The organism is Pseudovibrio sp. POLY-S9 (assembly GCF_001431305.1).
Classification (GTDB): domain Bacteria; phylum Pseudomonadota; class Alphaproteobacteria; order Rhizobiales; family Stappiaceae; genus Pseudovibrio.
Genome location: NZ_LCWX01000136.1, coordinates 1 through 318, shown reverse-complemented (window position 1 = coordinate 318; position 318 = coordinate 1). Strand labels below are relative to the sequence as shown.

Below are 318 nucleotides of genomic sequence, written 5' to 3'. Positions count from 1 at the left end.
GTGATCACTGCGCTGTTGATCTTGGCAACGGAGGACCAGCCGCCAAGGCCAAGCACAAGAACGCCCACAAGGACGAGGCCCCAGCGCATGTGTTTCTTACGAGAGGTCTGAATGGTGGAGAGGGTTGTTTGCTCAGGCATGTGGCACCACGCTCAATGGTCCTGTTTTTGCAGCAGCTGGGGCTGGTTGTGCGCCGGGGGCCGGTTTTGTACCGGGTGCTGGCACACCAGCTGGGGCGCTGATTTTTGGCAGGACTTCGTCTTTCGGGCCAAAGGCGGCCTGCTGGCCATCCTTCACAACAAGCAGCAGATCAACAGC

Annotated in this window: 1 pseudogene; it reads right to left on the bottom strand. The window is 59.4% G+C overall.

Going from position 1 to position 318, the window contains the following annotated elements:
- Nucleotides 1–132: 132 nt before the first annotated feature.
- Nucleotides 133–318 (bottom strand): annotated as a pseudogene (locus PPL9_RS11805) (type I secretion system permease/ATPase); the annotation flags it as partial.